This is a genomic window from Lelliottia amnigena, assembly GCF_019047465.1.
In the GTDB taxonomy this organism is placed as follows: domain Bacteria; phylum Pseudomonadota; class Gammaproteobacteria; order Enterobacterales; family Enterobacteriaceae; genus Enterobacter; species Enterobacter amnigenus.
The window spans coordinates 3,315,906-3,335,790 of record NZ_CP077236.1 but is presented as its reverse complement, the minus strand read 5'-3'; the positions used below and the strand labels follow the sequence as shown (position 1 = coordinate 3,335,790).

The following is a 19,885-nucleotide window of genomic DNA, read 5'->3' as shown; positions in this document are numbered from 1 at the left end:
GTAAAAATAAAGCCCGCTTCAGCGGGCTTTTTTATTTGCTTTACCAGACAGGCATTTCATCCTGCAGGAACGGATTGTGCAAACGCTCATATCCCAGCGTCGACATCGGTCCATGCCCCGCAATAAACGTCACGTCGTCGCCCAACGGCAACAGCTTCTGTTTAATTGACTGAATTAACTGTCCGTGATCGCCGCGTGGAAAATCGCTGCGTCCTACGCCACCTTTGAAAATCACGTCGCCTGAGATCAGCAAACGCGATTGGTCATCAAAGAAAACGATATGCCCCGGCGTGTGGCCCGGGCAATGCAATATCTGTAACGTCACATTCCCGACGTTCACGCTTTCGCCCTCTTCTAGCCAACGATCGGGTGTCAACGGTAGACACTCATCGAGGCCAAACATGCGGCTTTGGGCGGGCAACCCTTGCAGCCAGAACTCATCTTCTTTTTCCGGTCCAATCACCGGCACACCGTAATGTTGCGCCAGTTCAGCCGCCGCCCCCACATGATCAAGGTGACCATGGGTTAGCAAAATCTGCATCAACGTCACGCCGGACGCTGCGACTTCTTGCTTGATCTTCTCAGCATCTCCGCCGGGATCGACAAGCGCGGCCAGTTTGGTTTGTTCACACCAGATAAGCGAACAGTTCTGGGAGAACGCAGTCACCGGAATAATACGATAGTTCATACTGCTCCTTCATTATTACCAGTGCCGATTTGGCCCGGTATCAATATGCACAAAGTTGCTACGTGGGTAATATCCTACACCACCTGCGCGCAGAGATAACGCGGCTTTGCGAATATTGGCTAATGAAATGCCTTCAATATGAAAATCCATCGCCTGCCCTTTCGTGTGATAACTTTTTTTAGCTACCCCACGGCTATGGGCTCGCAATTCATTATTGGTATCGAGCGAACGATAACCGGAAACGAGTTGCACGGGGTTGCGCGTTCCAAGCAATCCCTGAAGGCGGAAAAGCTGATCAAATAATCCTGGGTCGATGGCTTTTATTTTATTCGCGCGATAGTCACGGAAAAAATGGTTTAGTTTTGCTAATTCATCCTGAATATAGCCTCTGCCATCAAAAAACTCCGCCTTAATTGACTCACCGGTGTGCAGGTTATTCAACGTCAAAATACGCGGACGAGGTGTCGAGAGGGTGGCAAATGCTGGCGTAGGCAAGATGGCCGCAGCGCCGAGCGCAACACCACCTAACGCCAGCAGTTTGCGGCGATTAGCGTCAAATTTGTCCATGGTAATCAGGTCTACAGGTCAATGTTATCGTAAATATGCTTAGCGCACGAAGGGCACCTTAACTGGCTCAACAGCTTGCGTCAAGACGACCAACCCCAGTAAAGACGGGGCTTGTAGCGATTTAGCCCCACCTTCACCATAACTTACGACAATCTATTTTCCCGAACTACTTCATTTACCTGATTAATTGTTCAGCTTTTGACAAAATTTGTGCGCCGGATCGCGCGGTGAGATCATAATTGTAAATATCTGTACGATACTGAGTACGCCCATCTTCGCCAACAAACGCGGTCAGATAGTAAAGATTAACCGGAATATTGTGTCGAATATTAACGTAGCGCGTATTCCCCTCTTTGAGCGTGTCTGAAATCCGCGTGTCGTTCCACCCCGCATCGCCCAACAACATATTTGCCAGTTCAGACGCTTTATTCACGCGCACACAGCCGGAGCTCAGCGCACGCGCATCCTTCTGGAATAAGTTATGGTTCGGCGTATCGTGCAGGTAGATCGCGTCCGAGCTCGGCATATTGAATTTATACCGGCCTAGCGAATTGCGCTCACCCGGCGCTTGCTGGAAGCGGAATGGCAGGTTTGATGGCGTTATCGTTGACCAGTCAACCTGATACGGATCGATGGTCTGGCTGCTGTTCCAGCCGCGCATCACGGTATAGCCGTGACGTTCAAGATAACCAGGGTCATCCCACAACTTCGGCAGAATATCTTTGCGTGCCAGCGTCGGCGGGACGTTCCATGGCGGGTTGACGACCACGTTGTTGAGCGCGCTGCTCATCATCGGCGTTTTACGATCCGGGCGCCCAACGATAACGCGTGACGCAAGGACTTCACTGCCATTCTGGTAATACACCAGCGAATACGCCGGTATGTTCACCATAATGCCAGTCGAGAGCGTTCCTGGGAGGAGTCTCAGACGCTGAATATTGAGTGCCAGTACTCCTGCTCGCTGCGCCGGAGAGACATTTAGCCAGTCGCGCGTTGATGGGCCAATTACGCCATCAGACCCGAGGCCCTGCGTCATCTGGAATGCTTTTACTGCTGCCACCAGCTCGCGATCGTATGGCGCGGGTTTACCGGTCGGTAACGCGGCTTTCGCTTCAGGCGCAGGCGCGGACGGGCTCACCACAACACCTTGCGGATCATCACCGGGGAGTGCAATTTTCGGTTCTGCCCCAGTTGCGCCTGAACGCAATAGTATTTCACGCAACGCAGGCACATCACTGCTCCATTGGCCTGGTCGCAGCGTAGCGGTGCCGCGCAGTTGTGGCCACGGTCGCGTATCGGCCACCAGCTTAAGCAAGGACTGATGCATCGTGGCATATTGCGGGTGTGCTGGCGCAAGGCTGGCGATAAAACGCGGTAAGGTTCCCTGATCGAGTGCCCATTGCCACTGGTTAATCACAGAGAGTGCAGGCGTCGCCAACTTGTACGCTTTATCGCTATAAAGCCAACGGTTGCCATTGACCGGAATCCCGGCGACAAACTGGAGATAACCCATCATGGCGTCGGAAAGCACGATATCCCGCGCCATTCCCGTCACAGCGGGGTCAGTCAACAGTTCAACCCACGCGGTGAATTGCGGCTGAAAACCCGCAATCGCCACTTCGGCCAGTTGCTGCTGGAAAGCGCGCACGGCAGTGCGATCTTCCCACATCGGCTTCATGTCGCGCGCGGCATAGAGCAATGTCAGTTGGCTGATATACGCGGGTGTATAGCCCGACGGCAGCTCGGATTGCAGCTGCTGGTGAAGCGCTGCGGTATCGACACCTGCGGGCAGAGGTTTAATACCTGCCATAATGGCTGTCGCGGGAGACTGCTCCAGCGGCTGTAAAAGTGAAGTTGGCTGCGAGCCCATCGTCGCGGAGCTATCAACCGGAACCACTTCAGGCTCATCGGCCTGCGCGTTAAACAGTGGAGCGAATATTACGGTCAGGCACACAGCGAGTGCTGATAGCTGACAACCACGAATTTTCTTTAGCAACATCCCTTGCCCCCTGTTTTCATACGACCTGCCCACAACACCGGGGCTTTTCTACATTATAGAAAGGCATATACGCTGTTGCCTGACCTTATGTAAAGAAGTTTAAAGATAACGTAATCCGGAATACAAGTTAAACAAATAAAAAGGGCGACACCGAAGTGTCGCCCTTTTCGTCAAAGCGCCTTACGACGCGTCAGCTGCTTCGGGTAATGACTCCGGCGGTTGCGGTGCAAAGCCGCGCAGACCCACCACATGCACATGCTCAGTATTCTGGAATACTTTACGTACCAGTTTATACGTTGTGCCTTTCTCAGGACTGATGTTTTCAGGTGCTGCGATAATCAGCTGCATCCCCAGACGATCGCACAGCTCGAACAGCGTAGCGATAGAGCGGGCATCCAGTCGCGCGGCCTCATCGAGGAACAGCAGACGGCAAGGCGAAATATCTTTCCCTCGCAGGCGGCGCGATTCGTCTTCCCAGCTCTGCACAACCATTACCAGAATCGACATCCCGGTACCGATCGCTTCCCCGGTCGACAACGCACCGGATTCAGCACGCAGCCAGCCGTCTGAGCCGCGGTTAACCTCAACTTCCATTTCCAGATAGTTACGGTAATCCAGCAGCTCTTCGCCGATAGTTTGTGGCGTACGCTGCCCCATATCGATCTGCGGATTGAGGCGCTGATAGAGCTTCGCCAGCGCCTCAGAGAAGGTCAGACGATTGCTGTTAAACAGATCCTGGTGTTGCTCATGCTGCTCAGAAAGTACATCCAACAGCGTGGCGTGAGCTTCGCGGACGTTCACGTTCAAACGCACGCTGTTCACCTGGCCAAACGACACGCTTTGCAGACCCTGGTTGAGCATCCGAATACGGTTCTGCTCGCGCTGGATCGTTTTCCGGATAATATTCGCTACGCTGCGAGAGCTGATCGCCAGCTTCTGTTCACGAGACGTCAGCTCTTCGGTCAGACGACCCAGCTCGATCTCCATTTGCTCGATAGCTTCAACCGGATCGTCCGTGCGGATAATATCCTGACGAATACGCTCACGCAGGTGCTGATACACCGCCACAAAGAACTGAATTTTGCGTTCCGGGCGCTTTGGATCTTCAGACATGCGCAGCACATCGCGCAGATGCTCGTTGTCCGCCACCGCTGGGCGCAGCGCACCCAATGCCTTATCCGACATTGAACGCAACTCATCACCGGAAAGATAGGCTAGCTCACGGCGATGCAGACGACGCTCAACGCCACTGTCTTTCACCAGGCGCATCACCGCACACCATCCCGCTTTAGCGGTCACAACCTGCTCGCGCATTTCGTGATAATCACGTTCCAGCTTGCGCAGGCGACGAGTGAGATTATCCATCTCCGCTTCACACAGCGTCAGGGCTTTTTCCAGCTGATTGCGACGCGAGCGGTTGTTGCTTAACTGGCTGTGCAGTTCATCACGACGAATACGCGCCCGCTCTTCAGCCCCGCTGTCCGCCCGCACGCCGATATCCTGGAGCTCTTTCTGCAGGTCGGTTAACAGCTCTTTTTTGGTGTCAAACGAGCTTTTCAGCGACGCCAGAACCTGGCCATACTGGCTCAGCTGTGCCGCATGACTGCGCAAAGCGTCACGCGTGCGGCTACGTTCCGTTTCCGCTTGCTCCAGACGTTGACGCAGTTTTTCGTTGAGATCGCTGTTACCGCTCAGCATTTCCGCCGAGTCGCTATAGCCAAAGTGAGCGCGACGCTGCACCACTTCGGTCAGTGCAAACGCCTGCTGACGCGCATCGCGCTGCACCTGCTGAGAATACGCGTAGTCTTCTTTCAGCTGTTCAAACTGTTCCGGGTCACTTTGCAGAACGGATAATACCGGCTCAAGTTTCGCCAGTTGATTCCCGTGCTGCTGGACAAATCGAGCGGCTTCCTGCGCTTCATCCAGGCGTTCCTGGATTTCGTCTACGCGGTCAGCGAGCGTTTCATCGGCCAGCAGATTCAGACGCGGCAGAATGCGGTTAAGCGCTGCAACGCCCTCTTTCGCCTGTTCGAACTGAACGCGGCTCTGCTGGTTGTCGTTTTCATGAAGGCTTATCGCGCGCTCAAGCTCACCGCGACGGGTGTTGAGCTTGCGGATTTCCGCTTCTGGATCGGGCTCAAACGCGACGGCAACGTGGCTACCGATAAAACGACTGAACGACTGGTGTAAACGCTGGGTTTTCTGCACATCAAAGGACAACGTCGCGAAGCGCTCAGACAGCGTTTCACGCTCCGCATGCAGACTTTCAATACGGTTTTCGCGTGCGGCACGACCAAACAGCGGCAGCGTTGGGAATCGGGAATAGCGCCACTGACGATCGGCAATTTTCACCACCACCGCTTTTTCAAGCTCATCCACGCTAAAGACGCTGTCATCAAAGGACTGCGGATCGCCTTCGATCAGGTAGAGATCTTCCGGGCACTCTTCCAGGCCTTCAAGCTGGTCGGCAATCAGGGACAAATCCGGCACAACGATGGCGTTTCGGGATGGGCCGTAAAGTGCTGAGAAGTACGGCGCATCATCCAGGCTAACATCATCGTAGATTTCAGAGAGCAGCACGCCGCCAAAACGTTCTGCGAGCGCATTGAGACGAGAATCTTCAGCGCCGCCGGGCTGGCTTAAGCGCTCAATTTCTTCGTCAATGGCACGTTTACGCGCGCCGACTTCATCGCGTTCAACAATCGCTTCACGCTCGCGCTCCAGCAACTGCTGCAGATATTCGGTGACATCCTGGCTGGATTCAAACTCTTGACCGCACTGCTCACTGAGCTGATTGAGGCTACTTTGCGCGGCTAACCAGACAGGCGCTCGTTGCAGCAGTTTCTGCGTGCGTGCCTGAAGCTGTTCCAGCTCCTGTCGCAGCGACATACGCTGCTCACCGGCGTTTGAAACGCTGTCAGAAAGAGAGGCAATACGGGCTTCCAGTTCCTGATGCAGGGCTTCCAGTTCGTCGATGTCGACACGTTTTCCGTGGCGCTTGCAGAACTCAGCCAGCAGACGCTCGGCTTCCTGCTGTTCCCGAAGACGCTGTTCCAGTTCGTTCAGACGCATACGCAACGGCTGAACCTGCTCCGCCAGATGGCGCTGGTTTACACCGTCACGCAGAAGTTCACGCGCGACTTCCCACGCATCGCTTCGCGCCAACGGACCGTTGATCGCGGTAACGAGCTGGTAAGCCTGTTCAAACTGGCTGTGCGCAGTTTGCGCCACGCTCATTTTCTGATCGAGAGAGAGTAATTTATCTGTGGCTTCTTGCTGTTTTGCCTGGAATGTCTCCAGCCATTCATCCGCGCTTTCTGGCGTCAGATCCGGAAGATGACACAGCTCTTTCGCGCGCTGCAACGCTTGTAGCGCCTGGGTGTACTGGATCGCACGGGTTTGCTGAACATCAAGCGCCTGCTGATAGTCGGCAAGCTGGTTTTTCAGCTCATCCACTTCCAGCTCAGCGGCTTCGGCGCGCGCTTCGTTCTCTTCCTGCATCTCGGCGGCTTCTGCCACCACTTCATTTTGTTCTTCGAGACGAATCTGCAGCTCATCGAGATCGGCTTCGTAACGCTCAATTTTTTCCTGCTGACGCAGGGCGGTTTGCACCAGATTCAGGTGGTCGCTAGCTGCCTGATAATCCGCTTCGAGATCGCCTTCAGCGCCGTTCTGTTCGCCCAGCTCACGCGCCATCTCAACGTGCTTATACTGCTCTGCTACCAGCTGTTTACGTGAAGTAAACAGCTCGCGGCGATATTCAAGCGCCTTATCCAGATGAATGCGGCGTTCATTCGCGTGGCGCATATAATCCGCCGCCACGTAGTTGGTCGCTTCGCTGATCAGGTGCTTAAACAGGTCGCGGTCAGACTGGGTGACGCGAATGGCTTCCAGCGTCATGCGGTTTTCACGCAGCGCGGCTTCCATATCCTGGAATGCTTTACGCACGCCGCTGTTTTCCGGCAACAGGTAGTCGCGCAACGAGCGGGTGATGGCGCTGGAAATACCGCCGTACAGAGAGGCTTCAATCAGGCGATAGTATTTGCTACGGTCCGAGGCGCTGCGCAGACGACGCGCAACAATGCCCAGATCGAACATCAGCGAGTGGTAATCGGTAATCGAGTTGAACTGCTTGAACTGAACCCCTTCGATCTCCTCAAGCTTCTCTTTTAGCTCCTGGAGAGAGAGGACGCGCGCCTGGCGATCGTTCAGCGTTTCCGTCAGCATTGCTGTTGGCTGGACGGAGGTCGGCAACCCTTGAATCGCGAACGGTTTGATGTCCACTTTACGGTCACGGCCAGCGACCTGTTGCAAGCGAACGCCCACTACCACGCGCTGGTGGCGGGAGTTGATGACATCCAGAACGGAATAACAGACGCCGGCTTTGAGCTTACCGTGCAGACCTTTATCACGCGAGCCGCTCGTGGCTCCCGCTTCAGTGGTGTTACGGAAGTGCAGCAGCGTCAAATCGGGAATCAACGCCGTGACAAACGCTGCCATCGTGGTGGATTTACCCGCACCGTTCCCCCCGGAGAGCGTTGTCACCAGCTCATCCAGATCAAAGGTTCGGGCAAAGAAACCGTTCCAGTTAATCAGCGTCAGTGAACGAAATTTACCACGTTCAATCATTACTCTTCCTCCCCGCTTTCCGTCTGGGTCTCTTCAGGCTCGTCATTGAGCTGCAAATGGTTTTCGACCGGCATCGCTTCACCGTCACGGATCATGCGCAGCTGCGCTTCACGCGGATCGTCGCCCGCACGCACATCAGCACCAAAGCGGAAAACCGCTTCTGTGATACGGAATTTGCTGCTGTCATGACCCATAAACCACACCATGCCGAGACGGCGCAGACGGCTCAGAGAAGAGCGCACTTTTTCCTGTAATTTCTGACGATCAAGATCTGAACCGGTGGAACGATTGTTCACCAGCTTCAGCAGCTTGCCCTCTTCGGCGAGGGTCAGCAGCTCATCGTACAGCTCTTGCTGAGTGAAAATCCCCTCATTGGCCAGACGCTCAGGGCTGAGATAGAGATAGCAAAGAATTTTGCCCACCATCATGTCCAATTCAGAAAGAACCGAACGTGGGATCAGCGTCGTCGAGCGCGGACGCAGATAGAAGAATCCTTCCGGGGCGCGGATCAGCTCCACGTTATAGCGGGCGTAAAACTCTTCCAGATACTCCTGGAAATCCATCAGAAACGCGTGATTATCCAGTTCATCAAGGCCAATGTGGCGACCGGCACGCAATTGGCTATCCAGCGCCGGAAATAACGGATTCGCCAGCGCCTGGGCCAGCTTAACTGGCATCATTTGTTCAATATTTGTCAATGACATGCGCCTGTACCTTGGCTCCGTAATCGTTAATCGGCTGCCACTTCGGCGGCAGTCCGGTGAAATCTGCTTGCGCGACGCCCAGGCGCACGGCCTGGTCGACGACGATGCGGGCAATATCGAAATGACGCGCACGCGGGTATTGCACCAGATAATCGCGCACCACGAGACCGAGATCTAGCGGCACTTGTCTGGATTTATAGACCGCCAGCTGTTCTTCGATCATGGCCGCAAGTTGTTCACGAATTTCGTTGAACTCTTCAAATTCCAGATCCGGCGGCAGTTCACCGGTGACCTCTTCATCGCGAAGCGTCATCTCTTCGTCACGCATGTCCAGCAGACGATCGGCATTGGCGTAGGTCAGCGCCCATGGCGCATCGAAATAGGTTTGCACCGACTGGCGCAGACGCTGAGCGAACACACGGTTTTTATCCATATCAATCGCGGTACGGATAAACTTATGTACGTGACGGTCATAGCCGATCCACAGGTCAATCGACTGTTGACCCCAGCTAATAATGCGGTCGAGTTTACTTTGCAGATCAAAGACCAGCTTGTCGACGAAATGCAGATTGTCATGCGCCATCGTGGCATCCTGAATACGCAACAAATTGGCCTGGAGCTTATCGCCCGCCGCTTCCAGCGTATCCTGCAGTTCTCGCAGCGTACCGGAGGTTTCTGACAATAAAAGTTCACAGCTGGAGATCGCCGCACGCCAGTCTTTGTTCAGCAGCTGCGCGATATCGTCTTTTACCTGTTGCTGCTGTTCATCCATCAAGCGCTGGGTCAGATCGATGCTGTCAAAAATTTCGGCGACCGAGTATTTCAGCGGAGCATAAACGTTGCGATGCCAGTGGAATTCATCTCCGTTTTCATCCGCCGCATCCGCTGCACGCTTGAGCTCATCCGCAACGATTGATAGCTGCATAGAAAGGCGCAGCGTGGAAAACTCACGCTGACGAATGTAATAATCCGTGATGCCGATACCCAGAGGCGTCAAACGATAGATGGCGTTGCCTTCGGTCTGCTCGCTGGTAAAGCGGTTCAGCAGACGTTGACGTACCATATCGTTAATTGCGTTGTTGGCACGCACGCTAATGGTTTCGCTGGTTTGCTCAAACGCATCACTCACATGGCGGAAAGCGTCCACCAGTTCACCCTCGCTCATTTCACCATCCAGGCGCTCGCCATTCAGCGTGGCAATGGCCAGCAGAAAAGAGAGTCTGTCGACCGGCAGCGCGATGGAGAAATCGTTTTTTCTGGCCCAGGCAACCAGCTCGGGGACTGTCTGGGAAAAATCACTCATAAATTATCCTTGCATCTGCGGTGTAAGCCTAACGGGCCAGGCTTTTAATCGCGGTGACGTGTATATAGCGGCCAAGGCTCACAAACGGCTCCTGGCGGCAATACCGTGTTTCTATTTCTGTTAAGGCGTCCAGACATTCATGCTGTTTTTGTTTATCGCGCAGATAATCATGAAACACCCTGACGCCCGTTTTCCCGGTAATTTCCCAGCCAATCTCCTCCAGCCAGCCATAGACCTGCTGGGGATCGCGCGGAAAATCTGGCGAAAGCGTACGTCGTTTCTTTTTATACATGCCCTGCTGCACATAACCGAAATTACCCACCAGCACATTGCGCATCAACAGGCCATTGGCATTGTAGAACATCAGCGACAGCGCGCCGCCGGGGCTGAGCACCGTCCACAGCGTGTTTAACATTGCTTGAGGTTCAGCGACCCATTCAAGCACCGCGTGAAACAATATCAGATCAACCTGAGTTTCCAAATGCTGGGCAATGTCCTGAGCGGCGCAATGTATAAAATGCATGTTGTCGCTCACACCTTTCTCGTGTGCCGCGCGTTTCGCGCGTGCAACCATCTCAGCGGAAAGATCGCAAAACGTCACGTGATGGCCGCGCTCTGCCATTAAAATGGCCGTCTGACCTTCACCGCCGCCGGCATCGAGAACGCGCAACTTTCGGCTGCCGTAGGTGGCAAGCAGCGTATCCAGATCCTGCCAGAGGATCGTCTGACGCAACTGCCCTTTAGTGGTGCCATAAATGTTGCGCGAAAACTTTTCCGCGATGTCATCGAAATTGCGATCCCGCATTGGGAGAGTTCCACCCGCTACCAGCAAAACCGCTATTTTGTCACACCCGCGCGGAGAATGAACCTCTCTGGTGTAATATCGCGGGTAATCGCCTGCTGTATGGTTAAAAAAGGAACCAAAAAGGATGTTTTTTACCCTAAAGAAAGTTATTGGAGGCATGATGCTTCCTCTGCCACTCATGCTGTTGCTCATGGCGCTCGGACTGCTGCTGCTTTGGTTGACTCGTTTTCAGAAAACGGGAAAAACCGTGATGACAGCGGGCTGGCTGATGCTACTCCTGTTGAGCCTCCAACCTGTCGCTGACGGGCTGTTGCGCCCGATTGAAGATAAGTATCCGACGTGGCAGGGAAAACAGAAGGTGGATTATATCGTGGTGCTGGGTGGCGGTTACACCTGGGACCCTAGTTGGGCACCCAGTTCAAACTTAATCAATAACAGTCTGCCGCGTTTAAACGAAGGCATACGCCTGTGGCTGGCGAATCCGGGTTCAAAAATGATCTTTACGGGTGCAGCCGCAAAAACCAATCCGGTGAGTACCGCAGAAGCCGGGGCGCGCGTGGCTGAATCACTCGGCGTACCGCGCTCGGCGATAATCACACTCGACAGCCCTAAAGATACGGAAGAAGAAGCCGCAGCGGTGAAACAGGCCATTGGTGATGCGCCGTTCCTGCTGGTGACGTCCGCCTCGCATTTACCCCGCGCGATGATTTTCTTTGAACATGCCGGATTACATCCTCTCCCCGCCCCGGCTAACCAGTTGGCCATTGATGCGCCGCTGAACCCGTGGGAACGCGCGATCCCGTCGCCGGTCTGGCTGATGCACAGCGATCGCGTGGGCTATGAAACGCTCGGACGCCTCTGGCAATGGCTGAAAGGCTCGTCAGGTGAGCCAGGGCAAGAGTGATTTCGAGGCGCGATCGAAATTGGCGCGATTAAAGCGCCCGGTGTTGACGAGCTGCGCCACTTCATCCCACATGAGATAAACCCAGCGCCGCCAGAGGAAGGATTCCGAGACGGGCGCGCGCTGGAGATAATGCCAAAGCAACCCTTCTGCCAGGCCACTGTCGCTTAAACGGAAAAGCTCATATTCACGCGGTGCCCAAAGCATAATCCCCGGTCCAACCATTGCCAGTAGCTGATCGCTACGTGAATCTTTAAGCATGCTGCGCAGGGTGAAATTGCCATGAATTAACACGCAATTGTCGTTAAAACCGTCGAACAGCGTAGGCAGACATTCGCGCGTGCGGAATAAAATCCGCTTATCCTGCATTGTCAGGCCGGTGTTACTAAATTGATTGAGCGTGCCCCACAATACTTCGACCCGCTGCCGATACCAGTGCGGCCAGATGTTTTCCTGGGTGCTGTCCACAGCCCCTACCAGACCACGGCTATCCTGCCGGTGCCAGGCAAGCAGCGCTTCGACGATCTGGTCTTTCAGTTGCTCCCATCTGTCCGGGGTACGCGCGGGTGCCTCAACGGGAACACCGCGCAACCGTTCAATCAACAGAACATCCGGACCGGGATGTTCTTCGTGAGTCATCACGCCATAGACGGTCGGCATACGCACCGTTCCGCTACGCGCCAGCAGAGACATTTTCCACGCCAGCTGTCTGGCGATACCGGGGGAAGAAAAACTCCTTGCCATTAACGGCATCGGATTACCGTGACTGTCATACAGCGACCACAGCGAAGTGTCCGCCTTTTCATTCACACACTCCACCCGGCTGAGTTGTTCCCCCAGCAGATGGCTTAGCTCGGCACGCAGCTGTTCCATATCAGATTATCCCCATCAAAACTACTGCTTTTATAATGAGCGCGTCGCAGACGGATGTCACCCTGATAAGATCAATTTGGATGAAGAAAAATGAGGGAAAACCTAACGGTAGAGCATCCCCTCGAGTGAGGGGATGTGGGGGAATTAACGCAGTTCAGCACGCACGCGTTCAAGATCTTCGGGAGTATCAACGCCCGTTCCAGGAACTTCCTGGGCAACCGCTACGTGGATTTTTTCGCCATACCAGAGCACACGCAGCTGTTCGAGCATTTCGATATGCTCCAGCGGACTTGGCGCCCAGGTCACATAGCGACGGATAAAGCCGGCACGATAGCCGTAAATACCCAGGTGTCGCAGGAACGTGTCACCAATAACCTCATGAGAGGCGGCAAAACGGTCGCGATCCCACGGAATAGCCGCACGGGAGAAATAGAGCGCGTAGCCTTCAGCGTCCATCACCACTTTAACCGCGTTCGGATTAAACGCTTCTTCAGCATGATGAATCGGTACGGCAAGCGTTGCCATTCCCACCTGACGTTGCGCGAGGTTTTCCGCAACCTGGCGAATAATCGCCGCCGGGATCATCGGCTCATCGCCCTGCACGTTCACAATAACGGTGTCATCGCTGAAACCGCATTTTTCGACGACTTCAGCCAGTCTTTCCGTGCCGGACTGATGATCGGCGCGAGTCATGCACACTTCGCCGCCCGCCGCTTCGACGGCACGGGCAACGTCTTCGTGATCCGTGGCAACAATCACACGATCGGCACCTGACTCACGGGCTCTTTCAAGCACATGGACAATCATCGGTTTGCCATTAATATCCACCAGCGGCTTGCCTGGTAAACGCGTGGAGGCAAAACGCGCCGGAATAATGACGACAAAACTCATGGTCGGCTCTCTTCTGCAGCCAGCGAGCGGGCTTGCGTTTCAAGCAGGACCGGAATGCCATCGCGCAGCGGAAACGCCAGATTATCCAGTTTGCAAATAAGTTCTTGTTTATCCTGGCTGTAATAGAGTTTGCCGTTGCACACCGGGCAGGCAATGATTTCAAGTAAACGGTGATCCATAGTTCCTCCGTATAAATAATGATGAAAGCTTACCACATTCCTTTTTCAGGCTATGTCTATTTCCCAGCCACTCCGACACGCATCGAAAAGTTGATCGGGTAATCGCGACAGAGTGACCCGTTTTGCCCCCTGCCAGGTGGCGAACTGGTTGAGCGCTGAGAAAAGCCCTTTTTCCAGAGCTGAACTGACTCTGACGCCCTCTTCCAGATACAACGCAATCACTTCCAATACGCCGGTTTTACGGTGCATTTTGGCATCCATACGCCCCACCAGTTGGCCTTTATGCAGCAGCGGTAGAACAAAGTAGCCATACTGACGTTTCGGCGCGGGGGTGTAGCATTCAAGACGATACGTGAAACCAAACAGCTGTTCGGCGCGCTTGCGGTCCCAGACGATAGGATCAAACGGTGATAATACGGTACTGTGTGACGCGCTCAACTTCCCGTCCAGAGCCAGAGGCAGGAGCGGTAATAAATCCGCATGTAGCCACATTTCACCCAACGTTTCTACGTCCACCTGCACCACACGTTGGTTTTCTTGCCAGCGTTCCAGCGTCGATTTCAGGGCCGGTTTACGAAGGCGATAGTAATCCGCCAGCCACTGCGTGCGGAAAATGCCTAAACTACGGGCGCTGTTCTCCCGCATGATGGCCTCTGCCGCTGTTTGATCGAGCAGATCGCGCGCATCGTCCCAGTGAGGCATCACGCGCTGAGTGAGATCGTAAACCCGCTGGAAATTACGCCGCTCAACCACCATCACTTTTCCAGATGTAAAAAGCCCTTCGAGATGCCGTTTATGCGGCTTCCACTCCCACCAACCGCTTGTGCCTTTGCGGGGATGTTCAAAATCTGCTGAGCGGACCGGGCCGTTTTCGTGAATGTGCTTAATGAGCTTTTCGATTTCGTCCGCATTTTCGTGCATCCACTCCTGACGATACTTCCAGCCCATTTTTTCTGGCGCCAGCATCCGGTGGCGGACCAGACCAAAGTCACTTCGCGGCAGAAAACATGCCTCATGAGCCCAATATTCCATGAGCTCTCCACTACTCAGCGCGTCATCAAGCCAGTGGGAGGGGTAATCTCCCAGGCGACTAAAAAGGACGAGATAAGGGCTGCGAGCAACAATGTTGATCGTATCGATTTGCAACAGCGACATACGCTGAATAGTAGAGAGAATATCCGAGGGTTGCGCGCGGCGGCGAGGTTTCTTTAAAAGCCCCTGCGCGGCAAGATGCAGATTACGGGCGGCCTGGAGCGAGAGGTGCGGTAAGGGCATGCGTTTTCCTGTTCGTCGTCGCGCCACCAGAACCGCCTTCGCTTAACGCACCAGCGAAATCAGTTCCTGGAGCAACAGTTCTGGTTTTTCGCCGCTGAGTTCAGCATCAACCGGAAGATACCACCAGTTAGATTTAGCAAAAGCGCGGCATTTCACCGCATCTTTCTCGGTCATGATCAGGTTTTGGTTAACGGTCACGAGCGGATCAACATCCGCAAGGCTCAACGCCTGATGATCGGCAAGAGGAACCCTGGCTTCAAGTTGGGCACCGCATTGCTCCAGCGTGGCAAAGAAACGAGGAGGATGTCCAATCCCCGCCATCGCCACCAGTGCAGGCAGTTGCGAAACATCCCGCCGCTCTCCGTTCAGCAGATTCACGGCCTCACTGGGCATTAGTCGCATAGGAATTTCACCAGGCAGCGCTTCACCGCCGTTGACAATTACGGCGTCGACCGTACGCAGCCGCGATGCTCGTTCGCGCATCGGCCCGGCGGGTAACCACCACCCATTACCGAAACGACGCACCCCGTCAATAACCACAATTTCTTTGTCACGCGCGAGCGCATAGTGCTGCAAGCCATCGTCCGTAATGATGATGTCAACCGGGTATGCGGCCAGCAAAGCCTGAACGGCCTCGCTCCGTTTTGGTGAAACAGCAACCGGAGCACCGGTTCGCTGAAAGATCAGCACCGGTTCGTCACCCGCCTGTTCCGTTGTGGTATGCGATGTGAGGAGAAGGGGATAGCGTTCGGCTTTTCCGCCATAGCCACGTGATACGACGCCTGCCCGGATACCGCGCTGAGCGAGTTGTTCCACCAGCCAAATGACCACGGGTGTTTTACCGTTCCCTCCGGCCGTTAGATTACCGACGACAACAACGGGTACCGGCGCATGCCACGCACGTTTAATACCAATACGGTAGCAAAGACGGATGAGGCCGCTCACCAGGCCGTACAGCCAGGAAAGCGGCAATAGCAGCAGCCACAGAGGTGATTCTCCGGACCAGATGCGTGCAATCATGCGCCAAACTGCATTTTATGAAGCTGAGCATAGACGCCGCGTTGCTCGACAAGATCCGCATGGCTTCCGCGCTCGACGATCAAGCCATCTTCCACCACGACGATTTCATCAGCTTGCTCGATCGTGGATAACCGGTGAGCAATCACCAGCGATGTGCGGTTTTTCTGCAGTTCATCCAGCGCCGACTGAATCGCGCGCTCAGACTCGGTATCCAGTGCCGACGTTGCTTCATCCAGAATCAGAATCGGACTGTCGCGCAACAGCGCGCGGGCAATCGCGATTCGCTGACGCTGACCGCCTGAAAGCAGCACGCCGTTCTCGCCAATAATGGTATCGAGACCGTTATCCATCTTGTTGATAAAGTCCATCGCATAAGCCATGCGAGCCGCATTTTCGATTGCTTCACGGCTGTACTCTTCCGTACGCGCATACGCGATGTTATTGGCTACCGTATCGTTGAACAGATGGACATTCTGAGAGACCAGCGCGACCTGATTACGCAGCGACTGAAGCGTGTACTCTCTCAGGTCATGACCGTCCAGCAGGATTTCACCTTCATCGATATCGTAGAAACGGGTCATCAGGCTGGCAATCGTCGATTTACCTGAACCTGAACGCCCTACAAGCGCAACAGTTTTACCTGCTGGAATGGTCAGGTTGATATTACGCAAGGCAGGGGTTTCGCGGCCAGGATAGGTGAAGGTCACATTGCGGAACTCCACATCTCCGTGAGCGCGTTCGATAACACGTTTGCCTTCGTCTTTTTCCTGTTCGGAGTCCAGAATACTGAACAGCGTCTGACATGCCGCCATACCGCGCTGGAATTGGGCATTGACGTTGGTCAGTGATTTCAGCGGGCGCATCAGAGCAATCATCGATGAGAACACCACGGTTATCGTACCGGCCGTTAATGTCTCCATAACGCTTGGGAAACTGGCAGCATAAAGAACAAATGCCAGCGCCAGAGACGCGATCAGCTGAATGATCGGATCGGAGATTGAAGAGGCTGAAACCAGTTTCATCCCCTGTAAACGCATTTTGTTGCTGACCTTGTCAAAGCGTTTAGTTTCGACGTTCTGCCCACCGAAGATTAATACCTCTTTGTGGCCTTTCAGCATTTGCTCTGCACTGGTCGTCACCTGCCCCATCGTATTTTGCATATTCTTGCTGATGCTACGAAAACGCTTGGATACGACGCGAATAGCGATTGAGACAATCGGTGCCAGGACGATAAGAATGATCGACAACTGCCAGCTGTAATAGAACATCAAAACGAAGAGGCCAATAATCGAAGCCCCTTCACGTACCACGGTAATCAGCGCACTTGAAGATGACGACGCCACTTGCTCGGAGTCATAAGTGATACGCGACAGTAAAGTGCCGGTAGATTGCTTATCGAAGAAAGCAACGGGCATCCCCATCATGTGGCTGAACAGTCGACGACGCATGGTCATCACCACTTTGCCCGATACCCACGAGATGCAGTAGCTAGAGACATAGCTGGTCACGCCGCGAAGGATCATCAGCCCGATAACCACCAGAGGCATCCATAGCAACACTGAGCGATCCGTTTTACCAAAACCGTCGTCCAGTAACGGTTTGAGGAGCGATAGCATAAAGGTATCGCTTGCTGCGTTGAGGATTAATGCGATACCCGCCACGATCAGACCTGTTTTAAAGGGTGCAATCATCGGCCAGAGTCGGCGGAAGGTCTGCCACGTGGAGAGATCTTTGTCGTTATGCATTCAAAAAACCAGCATTTGTTGAAATAGCCGCATATTCTACCCGTTATCTACGGGCACGCCAAACCACTGATGATACCAACGCGGTAAAATTTGATCTCGTAAGCGGCGGATTTGCCAGCCTTGTGGTGAAAAGTTGACTGAGATTTGCCCATATTGAGGTGTATCGAACCAAGAGTAGTCCTCCTGTTTATAACGTTTAACCACTTTGAAAGACGGAAATCGCCATGCGTTGTAACGCGCCGCTGAGGCCAACGCAATTTTTCCGCCAACACGCTGTACCAGCGCCTTCGATGAAGAGGTGTTACTGCCATGATGTGGCACCTGGATAAGTGTAGACGTTAGAAATTGCCAGTGGTGGCTGAGCATCGCTAACTCGGCCTTTGCTTCAATATCGTCGGTTAACAATGCGCTGTGATTACCATCATCGATTTTCACCACGCATGAACGATTATTTCCTAACGCCTGGTACGATCTCGGCGGCCAGTGAACTGTGAAGGTCAAACCTTGCCACTGCCAGTGCTGCCCCTTGAAACAGGGCTGGTGGTTGGCCCAACCTAGCGGGCTTCTTATCCACATCCTTGGCCAAACCTCACGTAGTGAATTCAACCCACCGATGTGATCGCTGTGTTCATGGCTAATGATGACCCCTTCAGGAGTCAGATGATGCCAACGCAGCCAGGGAATAATATGCTGCTTAGCACTGTCTCCACCGGGCCAGGCCAGCCCGGTATCATACAAAATGGCTCTGCCATTATGCTCAATGACCATTGCCAGGCCCTGCCCAATATCCAGCATATGGACCGTCCAGCCTTCTGATTTCACGGGTCTCCAGAACAGATACGTAACCAATACACTACATACAATACTTACCGCAGAAGCCGATACCCAGGCCCGAAATCGCCAGCCAATAATCACGAGCCACGGCATGAACGTGACCGGTAGCCAGCGTTCATCAATATCTATCCACCCGTCCGGTAGCCCTTTCAGCAGCCAGAAGAGTAAAGCCAGTGACCTATCCGCTAATCGCCATACGCACTCTTCGAAAAGGGGTAAGGGACAAAGATGTAGCAGCATTCCAGCCAGGATCAACGGTACTGAAATAAACGTCACTAGCGGGACGGCGAAAATATTGGCGACTAACGAAGATACGCTCATACCATGAAAAATACTGACTTGCAGCGGTAACAGTAAAAACAACATTCCCACTTGCAGATGTAGCAGATTTATCAATGGTTTTATCCACCGTGGATAAGCCCATTCCGGCAGAGGCAACCACTGATACCAAAAAATAAGCGCGGCGACGGCAAAGGCGGAAAGCGCGAGGCTTTGTGAAAGGACGGCCAGAGGGTCGACGAAGAGAATTGCCGCTACGCAGCATAACCACACCTGCCATGGAGACCAATAACGGCCGCTGACACGTAGTGATGCCAGTGCAGCAAGTGAAACAACAGTGCGTAACGCTGGCGGCTGCATACCGGTGAGCCACGCATAGAACACAGCGAAACACACTCCCGCCACAAGCGGCATGCGCCATCCTGTCCAGCGACACGGAAGGAAGAACTGGATTCCCCGCACGAAAAGCCATACCAGTGATGCTGCAAAGGCAATGTGTAACCCGGAAATCGCCATCAGGTGCAACGTACCTGTTTCACGCATCAGGTTTTTGATCTCAGGAGAGATCGCCAATCGCTCCCCCATTCCTAATCCGAGAATCACTGTTCCCCATGAATAAGACGCTAAAGCTGAAGTCAGCGACGAAAGATAACGCGACCGTAAGCTGCAGGTGAGATCTAACGCTTGTGCATGGGTGAATCGCCCGCTCAGCGGCTGGTGCATGCTGAGTGCATAGCGCTGTGAATCGAATCCCCCGTCATTCAGTTCGCCGTGCACAGCGCGAAGACGTAACGTCATGGCCCATCGCTGTCCCGCGCATGCCGCTTGCGGTAAATAGTTACCGTAAAGCGTGACGCCTGTTGCTGAAAACCAGGGTTTTCCGTTGAGGCTCACGATTCGCCCTTGATGAGTGGTTGCACCATCGGTGGAGGTAATCACCACTTCAGCTTGCTGCGGCGCTGCCGTTAAATGTTGCATAGGCCAAACGGATTCAAGAGCTGCTAATACGCCCCATGCAAAAAAAATCATCCACAAACCGACATAGCGTAGCCATCTCAACCGCTGGAATCCCAGCAAAGTCCCGGTGGTAATGCAAACCCAGGCCGTCCAAATATCGGGGAGTGAAGGCAACCATAACAGCGGTAATATCGCTGTTATCAGACATGCACTTATCGCCGGAATACCCATAACAC

Annotated in this window: 15 protein-coding genes; 1 reads left to right on the top strand and 14 read right to left on the bottom strand. The window is 53.9% G+C overall.

Annotation, left to right across the window (positions count from 1 at the left end; genetic code table 11):
* Nucleotides 1–40: 40 nt before the first annotated feature.
* The 7 genes from I6L74_RS15570 to cmoM all read right to left on the bottom strand — a co-directional run bounded on the left by I6L74_RS15570 (nucleotide 41) and on the right by cmoM (nucleotide 10,695).
* Nucleotides 41–688, bottom strand: coding sequence for an MBL fold metallo-hydrolase (locus I6L74_RS15570; protein WP_059178437.1), 648 nt, complete (start codon nucleotides 686–688; stop codon nucleotides 41–43).
* Nucleotides 689–703: 15 nt separating this feature from the next.
* Entirely contained in the window at nucleotides 704–1,255 is a 552-nt protein-coding gene (mepK, locus tag I6L74_RS15565; RefSeq protein WP_059178438.1) for a peptidoglycan L,D-endopeptidase MepK, read from the bottom strand.
* Between the two features lie 175 nt (nucleotides 1,256–1,430).
* The gene (ldtD, locus tag I6L74_RS15560; protein ID WP_059178439.1) at nucleotides 1,431–3,254 is read right to left on the bottom strand and encodes a L,D-transpeptidase; all 1,824 of its coding nucleotides are present in this window, start codon (nucleotides 3,252–3,254) and stop codon (nucleotides 1,431–1,433) included.
* Nucleotides 3,255–3,434: 180 nt separating this feature from the next.
* On the bottom strand, nucleotides 3,435–7,883 hold the full coding sequence (mukB, locus tag I6L74_RS15555) for a chromosome partition protein MukB (protein ID WP_059178440.1): 4,449 nt from the start codon (nucleotides 7,881–7,883) through the stop codon (nucleotides 3,435–3,437).
* Nucleotides 7,883–8,587 carry a chromosome partition protein MukE gene (gene mukE / locus I6L74_RS15550; RefSeq protein ID WP_059178441.1) on the bottom strand — a complete coding sequence of 235 codons (705 nt, stop codon included), beginning with the start codon at nucleotides 8,585–8,587 and terminating at the stop codon, nucleotides 7,883–7,885. The genes mukB and mukE overlap by 1 nt, the downstream gene beginning before the upstream one ends.
* Entirely contained in the window at nucleotides 8,568–9,890 is a 1,323-nt protein-coding gene (gene mukF / locus I6L74_RS15545; RefSeq protein WP_059178442.1) for a chromosome partition protein MukF, read from the bottom strand. The genes mukE and mukF overlap by 20 nt, the downstream gene beginning before the upstream one ends.
* A 28-nt stretch (nucleotides 9,891–9,918) precedes the next feature.
* Entirely contained in the window at nucleotides 9,919–10,695 is a 777-nt protein-coding gene (gene cmoM / locus I6L74_RS15540; RefSeq protein ID WP_059178443.1) for a tRNA uridine 5-oxyacetic acid(34) methyltransferase CmoM, read from the bottom strand.
* A gap of 124 nt (nucleotides 10,696–10,819) precedes the next feature.
* On the opposite strand from cmoM, the gene elyC reads away from it, so the two are divergent.
* The gene (gene elyC / locus I6L74_RS15535; protein ID WP_059178444.1) at nucleotides 10,820–11,599 is read left to right on the top strand and encodes an envelope biogenesis factor ElyC; all 780 of its coding nucleotides are present in this window, start codon (nucleotides 10,820–10,822) and stop codon (nucleotides 11,597–11,599) included.
* Here the strand turns inward: elyC and I6L74_RS15530 are convergent.
* The 7 genes from I6L74_RS15530 to I6L74_RS15500 form a co-directional block, all read right to left on the bottom strand.
* Nucleotides 11,576–12,469 carry a YcbJ family phosphotransferase gene (locus tag I6L74_RS15530; RefSeq protein ID WP_059178445.1) on the bottom strand — a complete coding sequence of 298 codons (894 nt, stop codon included), beginning with the start codon at nucleotides 12,467–12,469 and terminating at the stop codon, nucleotides 11,576–11,578. The two genes, elyC and I6L74_RS15530, sit on opposite strands and share 24 nt — an antisense overlap.
* Nucleotides 12,470–12,613: 144 nt before the next feature.
* Nucleotides 12,614–13,360: a 3-deoxy-manno-octulosonate cytidylyltransferase gene (kdsB, locus tag I6L74_RS15525; protein WP_059178446.1), complete on the bottom strand. Its 747-nt coding sequence runs from the start codon at nucleotides 13,358–13,360 to the stop codon at nucleotides 12,614–12,616.
* A complete protein-coding gene (gene ycaR, locus I6L74_RS15520; RefSeq protein WP_059178447.1) occupies nucleotides 13,357–13,539 on the bottom strand; it encodes a protein YcaR in 183 nt (60 codons plus the stop codon). Before ycaR ends, kdsB begins: the two co-directional genes overlap by 4 nt.
* Before the next feature lie 45 nt (nucleotides 13,540–13,584).
* Nucleotides 13,585–14,814: a winged helix-turn-helix domain-containing protein gene (locus tag I6L74_RS15515; protein ID WP_059178448.1), complete on the bottom strand. Its 1,230-nt coding sequence runs from the start codon at nucleotides 14,812–14,814 to the stop codon at nucleotides 13,585–13,587.
* Between the two features lie 42 nt (nucleotides 14,815–14,856).
* Nucleotides 14,857–15,834, bottom strand: coding sequence for a tetraacyldisaccharide 4'-kinase (gene lpxK / locus I6L74_RS15510; protein ID WP_059178449.1), 978 nt, complete (start codon nucleotides 15,832–15,834; stop codon nucleotides 14,857–14,859).
* A complete protein-coding gene (msbA, locus tag I6L74_RS15505) occupies nucleotides 15,831–17,579 on the bottom strand; it encodes a lipid A ABC transporter ATP-binding protein/permease MsbA (RefSeq protein ID WP_059178450.1) in 1,749 nt (582 codons plus the stop codon). Before msbA ends, lpxK begins: the two co-directional genes overlap by 4 nt.
* A 36-nt stretch (nucleotides 17,580–17,615) precedes the next feature.
* Nucleotides 17,616–19,880, bottom strand: coding sequence for a ComEC family protein (locus I6L74_RS15500; protein WP_059178451.1), 2,265 nt, complete (start codon nucleotides 19,878–19,880; stop codon nucleotides 17,616–17,618).
* Between the last annotated feature and the right edge of the window lie 5 nt (nucleotides 19,881–19,885).

Coding starts and splice junctions, on each gene's coding strand:
- I6L74_RS15570 (WP_059178437.1), bottom strand. CDS start 688: ATGAACTATCGTATTATTCCGGTGACTGCGTTCTCCCAGAACTGTTCG.
- mepK (WP_059178438.1), bottom strand. CDS start 1,255: ATGGACAAATTTGACGCTAATCGCCGCAAACTGCTGGCGTTAGGTGGT.
- ldtD (WP_059178439.1), bottom strand. CDS start 3,254: ATGTTGCTAAAGAAAATTCGTGGTTGTCAGCTATCAGCACTCGCTGTG.
- mukB (WP_059178440.1), bottom strand. CDS start 7,883: ATGATTGAACGTGGTAAATTTCGTTCACTGACGCTGATTAACTGGAAC.
- mukE (WP_059178441.1), bottom strand. CDS start 8,587: ATGTCATTGACAAATATTGAACAAATGATGCCAGTTAAGCTGGCCCAG.
- mukF (WP_059178442.1), bottom strand. CDS start 9,890: ATGAGTGATTTTTCCCAGACAGTCCCCGAGCTGGTTGCCTGGGCCAGA.
- cmoM (WP_059178443.1), bottom strand. CDS start 10,695: ATGCGGGATCGCAATTTCGATGACATCGCGGAAAAGTTTTCGCGCAAC.
- elyC (WP_059178444.1), top strand. CDS start 10,820: ATGTTTTTTACCCTAAAGAAAGTTATTGGAGGCATGATGCTTCCTCTG.
- I6L74_RS15530 (WP_059178445.1), bottom strand. CDS start 12,469: ATGGAACAGCTGCGTGCCGAGCTAAGCCATCTGCTGGGGGAACAACTC.
- kdsB (WP_059178446.1), bottom strand. CDS start 13,360: ATGAGTTTTGTCGTCATTATTCCGGCGCGTTTTGCCTCCACGCGTTTA.
- ycaR (WP_059178447.1), bottom strand. CDS start 13,539: ATGGATCACCGTTTACTTGAAATCATTGCCTGCCCGGTGTGCAACGGC.
- I6L74_RS15515 (WP_059178448.1), bottom strand. CDS start 14,814: ATGCCCTTACCGCACCTCTCGCTCCAGGCCGCCCGTAATCTGCATCTT.
- lpxK (WP_059178449.1), bottom strand. CDS start 15,834: ATGATTGCACGCATCTGGTCCGGAGAATCACCTCTGTGGCTGCTGCTA.
- msbA (WP_059178450.1), bottom strand. CDS start 17,579: ATGCATAACGACAAAGATCTCTCCACGTGGCAGACCTTCCGCCGACTC.
- I6L74_RS15500 (WP_059178451.1), bottom strand. CDS start 19,880: ATGGGTATTCCGGCGATAAGTGCATGTCTGATAACAGCGATATTACCG.